Below are 6,749 nucleotides of genomic sequence, written 5' to 3'. Positions count from 1 at the left end.
CCGCTGACCGGCGCCGCCCGCCCCGCCGGGCCCGGCTGTTTCTATCCGCCGACCGTCCTCGCGGGCGTACGCCCGGACGACCCCGTCCTGGACGAGGAGGTCTTCGGACCGGTCGCGCCGATCGTGCCGTTCGGCACCGAGGACGAGGCGGTCCGGCTCGCCAACGCCACGGAGATGGGCCTGGCGTCGTACGTGTACACCGGCGACCTGGCCCGCGGCCTGCGCCTTTCGGGGCTTCTCGACGCGGGCACGGTCGGCGTGAACCGGGGCCTGGTGAGCGATCCGGCCGCGCCGTTCGGCGGGGTCAAGCAGAGCGGCATCGGCCGGGAGGGCGGGCACGAGGGCCTGCTCGACTACCTGGAGACGCAGTATGTCGCCGTCGACTGGTGAGCCCCGGCACGGCCGCCTCAACCGCCTGTCCGCGGACGGAAGAAGGCCTTGCCCCGCGGATAGGAGACCAGCTCGAACTGCATGCCCCACGGGGCGAGGAAGTAGACCCAGCGCTGCCCCTCGCTCGGCCCCCGGCTGACCGTCGGCCCGCCGAGCACCCGCACCCCCTTGGACCGCAGATACGCGACAGCCGCGTCCAGGTCGTCGACGTACAGCGCCACGTGGTGGCCGCCCACGTCGCTGTTGCGCGGCACCTGTTCGCGGCGGTCGTCGGCCTCGTACGCGAAGACCTCGAAGACCGCATGGCCGCCGCAGCTGAAGAAGTGCAGCTCCCGCATGACGGCCCGCGGGTCGACGTTCAGGTGCCGGGCCATCCAGTCGCCGTCGTCGTCGCGGTAGGGCCCGAGCGAGTACAGATACGCGCAGCCCAGGACGTCGACGAGGAACTCCCTGGCCTCGTCGAGGTCGGGGACGGTGAAGCCGATGTGGTCGAGCCGGGCAAGTCCCGGGATGCCGTCGCTCATCTCGCACGCTCCTTCGGCGCCGGAGCCACGACTGCCGTGGCACACCGGCACGTTCACGCGGCCGCCCCGCCCCTCGCAACCGACTGTGGAGAATGCCATGACCAGTGAACGCCGCCTGGCACAAGCGGCACCCTGGACCGAGGTCACCACGACCACCGCCGACTGGGACGCCGCGGACCCGGCGCTGCTCACCACGATGTACGGGCAGCTCCTCCTGATCCGGTCCTTCGAGGAGTACGTCCTCGAACTCGCGGGCGCCGGGCTCGTGCACGGCCCCGCCCACTCCAGCGTCGGGCAGGAGGGCGGCGCCGTCGGCTCCGTGCTCGCGCTCGCCGACCGGGACACGGTCAACGGCTCGCACCGCGGGCACCACCAGTTCCTCGCGAAGGCCCTGCACCACATCGAGCCCAAGGGCCTCGACCCCCGTGCGGACGCCTCCGCCGACGTGCGCGCCCTGCTCCTGCGCACCCTCGCCGAGATCTGCGGCCTCGACCGCGGCTTCAGCCACGGGCGCGGCGGCTCGATGCACCTGCGCTGGCGGGAGGCCGGGGCGCTCGGCACCAACGCCATCGTCGGCGGGGGCGTGCCGCTCGCGGCCGGGTCCGCGTGGGCGCACCGGCAGGCCGGCACGGACGCGGTGGCCGTGACGTACTTCGGGGACGGCGCGGTCAACATCGGCTCGACCCTGGAGACCTTCAACCTGGCCGCTGCGTGGCGGCTCCCGCTGTGCTTCTTCGTCGAGAACAACCAGTACGCCGTGTCGACGTCCGTCGAGGAGGCCACGGGTGAGCCGCGGCTCTCCGCGCGCGGCCCCGGCTTCGGCATCGCGAGCTGGAAGACCGACGGCATGGACCCGCTCGCCGTGCACCTGACGACGCGGGCGGCCCTCGCCCACCTGCGGGCGGGGCTCGGCCCGGCGCTGGTGGAGGCGGACGTGTACCGCTACTTCCATCAGAACGGCGCGCTGCCCGGCAGCGCGTTCGGCTACCGCAGCAAGGAGGAGGAACGCGCCTGGCGCGCACGCGATCCGCTGGCCCTCGTCGCGCGCCACCTGCAGCGCCGCGGCCTGTTCACCGCCGCCGAGCTGACGGAGTCGGGCGAGCGGGCGGCCCGCCTGGTGGCGGGGCTCGGCGACGAACTCCTCGAACCGGCCCCCCGCGGCCGCCCGGGGCAGCGGCGCGTCAGGCCCGCGGAGTGGCCCGACCCGTCCTTCGTCGACGTGGGGGTGCGCGGTGACCTGGCGGAGTTCGACGGCGCGCGGTACGCGGAGGCCGACACGTTCGACGGGCAGCTCACCGAGCGGCGGTTCGTCGACGCGATCGCCGCGGTCATGGCGCGGCGCATGGAGACCGATCCGTCGGTGGTGGTGCTCGGCGAGGACGTGCACCGGCTCAAGGGCGGCACGAACGGGGCGACCCGCGGCCTGAAGGAGGCGTTTCCCGACCGGGTCATCGGCACCCCGATCTGCGAGAACGCCTTCACCGGCACGGCGGGCGGCATCGCGCTGGACGGGCGCTTCACCCCGGTCGTCGAGTTCATGTACGCCGACTTCATGTGGGTCGCGGCCGACCAGCTGTTCAACCAGATCGGCAAGGTCCGGCACATGTTCGGCGGCACCACGGCCGTCCCGCTGGTGCTGCGCAGCAAGGTCGCCACGGGCACCGGCTACGGCGCGCAGCACTCCATGGACCCGGCGGGCATCCTCGCGACCGCGCCCGGCCTGCGCGTCGCCGCGCCGTCCACGCCGTTCGACTACGTCGGCCTGATGAACAGCGCGCTGCGCTGCCAGGACCCGGTCGTCGTCCTGGAACACGTCGACCTGTATCTGAGCCGCGGCCCGGCGCCCGTCGACGACTGGGACTACTGCGTGCCCGTCGGCAGGGCGGCCGTCCGGCGGGCGGGCGCGCGCCTCACCGTATTGACGTACCTCGCGATGACCGGGTGCGTGCTGCGCGCCGTGGACCAGGTGGGCGTGGACGCCGAGGTGGTCGACCTGCGCTGGCTCGACCGGGCGAGCGTCGACTGGGACACCATCGGGCGCAGCGTCCGCAAGACCGGTGTGGTCCTCGTCGCCGAGCAGGGCGCGGCGGGCACCTCGTACGGGGGCTGGCTGGCCGACGAGCTCCAGCGCCGCTTCTTCGACTGGCTCGACCACCCCGTGCAGCGGCTCACGGGCGGCGAGGCGTCTCCGGCCATCAGCAAGGCGCTGGAGCGGGCGGCGATCGCGGGCGAGGCCGAGGTGGCCGCCAAGCTGACCGAGATGGCGGGGTACTGACATGACGGATGCGGCGGCCATGGCGACGCGGCAGGACCCGCAGGCCGCCCCGGCCGGGCGGGTGTTCAGCAGTCCGCTGGCCCGGCGCCTCGCGCGGGAGGCCGGGCTCGCGTGCGAGGAGATTCCCGGTACGGGGCCGGGGGGCCGGGTCGTACGGCGTGATGTGCTCGCGGCGGTCGCGAGCCGCCGACGGCAGGCGCCCACCAGGGTTCCGGAGGATCCAGGGGCGCCCGCGCCCGTCCTCTGTCTGCGCGGCCCGGCCCACGTCGGTGACCTCCTCGACCTGCGCCACCGCCTCAACGACCTCGGGACCGCACCGCACGTCTCCGTGACCCATCTGCTCGTCCGGGCGGCGGCCCTGGCCCAGCGCGCGGTGCCCGCGATGAACGTCACCCGGAGCGCGGACGGCGCCGTGCACGCGTACGACAGCGTGGACATCGCGCTCGCCGTGGCGACGGAACGCGGGCGCCGCACACCTGTGCTGCGCGGCGCCGACCGCCTTCCGCTCGCCGCGCTCGCCGAGGCCACCGCACGCCTCGTCGGGCGTGCCCGCGCGGGCGGGCTCCGGCCGGACGAACGGGGCGGTGGGGCGCTGGCGTTGGTGAACCTCGGCGGTTACGGGACCGAGGAGGTCGCCGCGTCCGTCACTCCGCCCCGGGCGGCGGTGCTCGCGGTGGGCGCGGCCCGGCCCGAGGCCGTGGTGGTGGCCGGGCGGGTACGGGTCGAGCCGGTGGTGCGCGCGACCCTGACCGTGGATCTCCGTGCCGTGGACGGGGCGGTGGCGGCCGCGTGGATGCGGGAGTTCACCGCGCTCCTTGAACAGCCGCTGCGGCTCCTGGTGTGAGGGCGGTCGTCATGCCTCCCGCGGTGAGGGCAGGTGCGAGCCCCGCATGAGGGGGCGGCGTGCGCCGACGCACAGTTCCCGCGTCCCGGCTGTGCGGTATTCCACAGCTCGCGGTGCGCGGCCGCCACCGCCCGCCAGGCTGAAGACACCCACCCACCTTCGTCCTCGTTCGTCCTTGGAGGCACCGGTGTCCAACGCCCCGTCCCGGCACTCCGTCGCCCACCACGGCCTGCCCTCCGACCTGTTCCTGCCGCTCGCCGCCGCGCTGCCCACCGGCGTGTGCGTCGTCACCGGCCTCGGCATGTCCGGCACCCCGGCAGGCATGACGTCCGGAGCGGTGTGCTCCCTGTCGCGCGAACCCCCGCTGATGCTGGTGTGCATGGGCAAGAAGTCCCGCACGCTGGCCGCCGTGCTCGGTCACGGGGCGTTCTGCGTGAACGTCCTCGCGGCCGACGCGGGCGCCCTGTCGGCGCGGTTCGCCGGGCGCGGCCACGACAAGTTCGCGACGGTCGGCTGGCGGCCCGCCCGCAACGGCACTCCGGTGCTCACCGAGGGCGCGGTCGCGTACGTCTCGTGCGAGGTGCTGCGGACCGTGGACGGGGGTGACCACACCATCGTCATCGGCCTCGCCGTGGAGGGGGACCACCAGCCGGACGCGGTGCCGCTGCTCTACCACCGCAGGCGTTACGCGGGCTTCCCGCCGGAGCCCTGACCCGTAGCGCCCTGCCCCGCAGTGCCCTGCCCCGCCTGCTCCCGCAGCCCCGCCGTATCGGTGATCAGGACGGCCCGGCTCTCCACCCGGAGCAGCCGCAGCCCCGCGAAGCCGGTGAGGACCCGGTTCACGCTGCCGCGCGACACCCCGGTGTGCAGGGCCAGTTCGGACTGGGTCAGGCCGTGCCGCACCAGGAGCCCCGCCGGTGTCCGCTCGCCGAAGCGAGCCCCGAACTCCAGGAGGGTACGGGCGATACGGGCCGGTACGCCGTCGGCGAGCAGCGTCTGCGTCACGGCGTGGGCGCCGCGCAACCGACGGGCGAGGTGGCCGAGCAGCTGCCAGGCCGCGTCCGGTTCCGCCGCGAGCCAGCGGCGCAGCGGCGCCGAGCCGATGGAGAGCAGCTCCGTGTCCGTCAGGGCTCGGGCGGTGGCGCCGCGCGGCGAGGGGTCGAACACCGTCAGCTCGCCGAACACGTCCCCCGGGCCGAGCAGGGACGGCGCGTACTCCCGGGCGCCCTCCGCCCGGCGTTCGAGCCGCACCCGGCCGCGTACGACCACGAACAGGACGTCCCCCGGGTCACCGGGACCGAACACCGTGTCGCCGCGCGCGAGCCGCAGCGGCAGTGCGGCGGCGGCGAGCCGACGGGACAGCGCGGGCGTCAGACCGGCGACGCACAACTCGCCTTCCGTGTCGGGCAGTTGTGGCGCCACCGAGGCCGCCTTCGGTGGCGCTGCGTCCGGGGCGTCCATCGCCGCATCGTCACCCGGCCCGCGCCCCGCCGCAAGGCCGCCCGCGGCCGGGCGTTACGAACTCCACAACCGCATTGACCAGCGTCGCGCCGCCTCACGACACTCCTTGCCACCGCGCAGGCCAAGGCGGCCGCAAGCGACCCGGACCGACCTGGACCGACCCCCGCGAGGGAGCCCCGCATGCGCTTCTCGATCTACCTCAACGCCCAGACCCGCGGCCCGCACGAGGACGTGGACATCATCGAAACCCTGACCCGTCAGGCCGTCACGGCCACCGACGCGGGACTCGACGGCGTCGTGCTCACCGAGCACCACTTCTCCGGCTACAACACGTACGGCGACAACTTCATGTTCGCCGCCCACCTCGCGCCGCGGGTCCGCGCGGGCGTCCGGTTCTGCCTCGCGGTGGCCGTGCCGCCGCTGCACCACCCGATGCGCCTCGCCCAGCAGTGCAACCTGCTCGACATCCTCACCCGCGGGCAGCTGATCGTGGGCTTCGCCGCGGGCGGCTCGCCCCTCGAGTACGCGGGCCTGGGCCGCGACCCCGGCGAGCGGCACGCGCAGATGGCGCACAACCTCGACGTCCTCCAGGCGGCGCTCGCCAAGCACCCGGACGATCCGCCCCTGGAGTGGAAGACCGCGTTCGAGCGCGGCACCCTGCACACCCGCATCATGCCGTCGGCCTTCCACCGCGCGGCGCCGCCGTTCGCCCGCGCCACGCAGAGCGACAGCGGCGCGCGGTGGACCGGCCGCAAGGGCTGGTACCTGTTCTCCGCCCGGGAGAAGCCGGCGCCGCTCGCCGCCCGCTGGGGCGTGTACGAGGAGGCGCTGCGCGCCGCCGAGACCCCGCTGGCCGAGGCCGAGATCCAGGAGCGGCTGGACTGGAGCATGGTGCAGAAGCAGATCTACCTCGCCGAGTCCGGCGAGCGGGCCGAGCGGGAGATCCGCGAGCGGCTCGTCCTGATGGCCGAGAGCCAGCGCCGCAGCTTCGGGGCCGTCCGCGACCTGCGCGACGCCGAGCACCTCAAGAGCGTCGTCGGGGTGTCCCCGCAGGACCCGGACGCGTTCCTCGACCACGCCATGCTCGTCGGCGACCCGGCGTCGGTCGTCGCACAGATCCGCGCGTACGAGGACGCCGGCATCCGGCACATGGCGCTGCTCTTCCACTACGGCTTCATGGACGCCGAGACCTCCGACCGCTCCCTGCGCCTGTTCCTCGACGAGGTGCTGCCCGCGTTCGCCGCCCGAGGCTGAC

At 74.4% G+C, this 6,749-nt stretch carries 7 protein-coding genes; 5 read left to right on the top strand and 2 right to left on the bottom strand.

The window, feature by feature from the left end; genetic code table 11:
* The coding region (locus tag ACFWZ5_RS05815) for an aldehyde dehydrogenase family protein (RefSeq protein ID WP_384890464.1) at nt 1-390 on the top strand (390 nt) is incomplete at its 5' end.
* A gap of 17 nt (nt 391-407) precedes the next feature.
* Here the strand turns inward: ACFWZ5_RS05815 and ACFWZ5_RS05810 are convergent.
* Complete coding sequence (locus ACFWZ5_RS05810; RefSeq protein ID WP_384791914.1) at nt 408-914, bottom strand: VOC family protein; 507 nt, start codon at nt 912-914, stop codon at nt 408-410.
* Nucleotides 915-1,011: 97 nt separating this feature from the next.
* On the opposite strand from ACFWZ5_RS05810, the gene ACFWZ5_RS05805 reads away from it, so the two are divergent.
* From ACFWZ5_RS05805 to ACFWZ5_RS05795, 3 genes are all read left to right on the top strand, one after another.
* The gene (locus ACFWZ5_RS05805) at nt 1,012-3,189 is read left to right on the top strand and encodes a thiamine pyrophosphate-dependent enzyme (RefSeq protein ID WP_384890462.1); all 2,178 of its coding nucleotides are present in this window, start codon (nt 1,012-1,014) and stop codon (nt 3,187-3,189) included.
* 1 nt (nt 3,190) lies between these two features.
* Nucleotides 3,191-4,033 carry a 2-oxo acid dehydrogenase subunit E2 gene (locus ACFWZ5_RS05800; RefSeq protein WP_384791920.1) on the top strand — a complete coding sequence of 281 codons (843 nt, stop codon included), beginning with the start codon at nt 3,191-3,193 and terminating at the stop codon, nt 4,031-4,033.
* Between the two features lie 187 nt (nt 4,034-4,220).
* The gene (locus tag ACFWZ5_RS05795; RefSeq protein ID WP_384791923.1) at nt 4,221-4,745 is read left to right on the top strand and encodes a flavin reductase family protein; all 525 of its coding nucleotides are present in this window, start codon (nt 4,221-4,223) and stop codon (nt 4,743-4,745) included.
* Here ACFWZ5_RS05795 and ACFWZ5_RS05790 read toward each other — a convergent pair.
* Nucleotides 4,718-5,494 (bottom strand): Crp/Fnr family transcriptional regulator, encoded by a 777-nt coding sequence (locus ACFWZ5_RS05790; protein ID WP_384791926.1) that lies wholly within the window; start codon nt 5,492-5,494, stop codon nt 4,718-4,720. The two genes, ACFWZ5_RS05795 and ACFWZ5_RS05790, sit on opposite strands and share 28 nt — an antisense overlap.
* A 180-nt stretch (nt 5,495-5,674) precedes the next feature.
* Here ACFWZ5_RS05790 and ACFWZ5_RS05785 point away from each other — a divergent pair, with 180 nt between their 5' ends.
* Nucleotides 5,675-6,748: an LLM class flavin-dependent oxidoreductase gene (locus tag ACFWZ5_RS05785; protein WP_384791930.1), complete on the top strand. Its 1,074-nt coding sequence runs from the start codon at nt 5,675-5,677 to the stop codon at nt 6,746-6,748.
* The last annotated feature ends 1 nt before the right edge of the window (nt 6,749 follow it).

It is taken from the genome of Streptomyces sp. NPDC059003, assembly GCF_042740445.1.
GTDB lineage: Bacteria > Actinomycetota > Actinomycetes > Streptomycetales > Streptomycetaceae > Streptomyces.
This window is presented reverse-complemented; position numbering and strand designations above follow the sequence as displayed.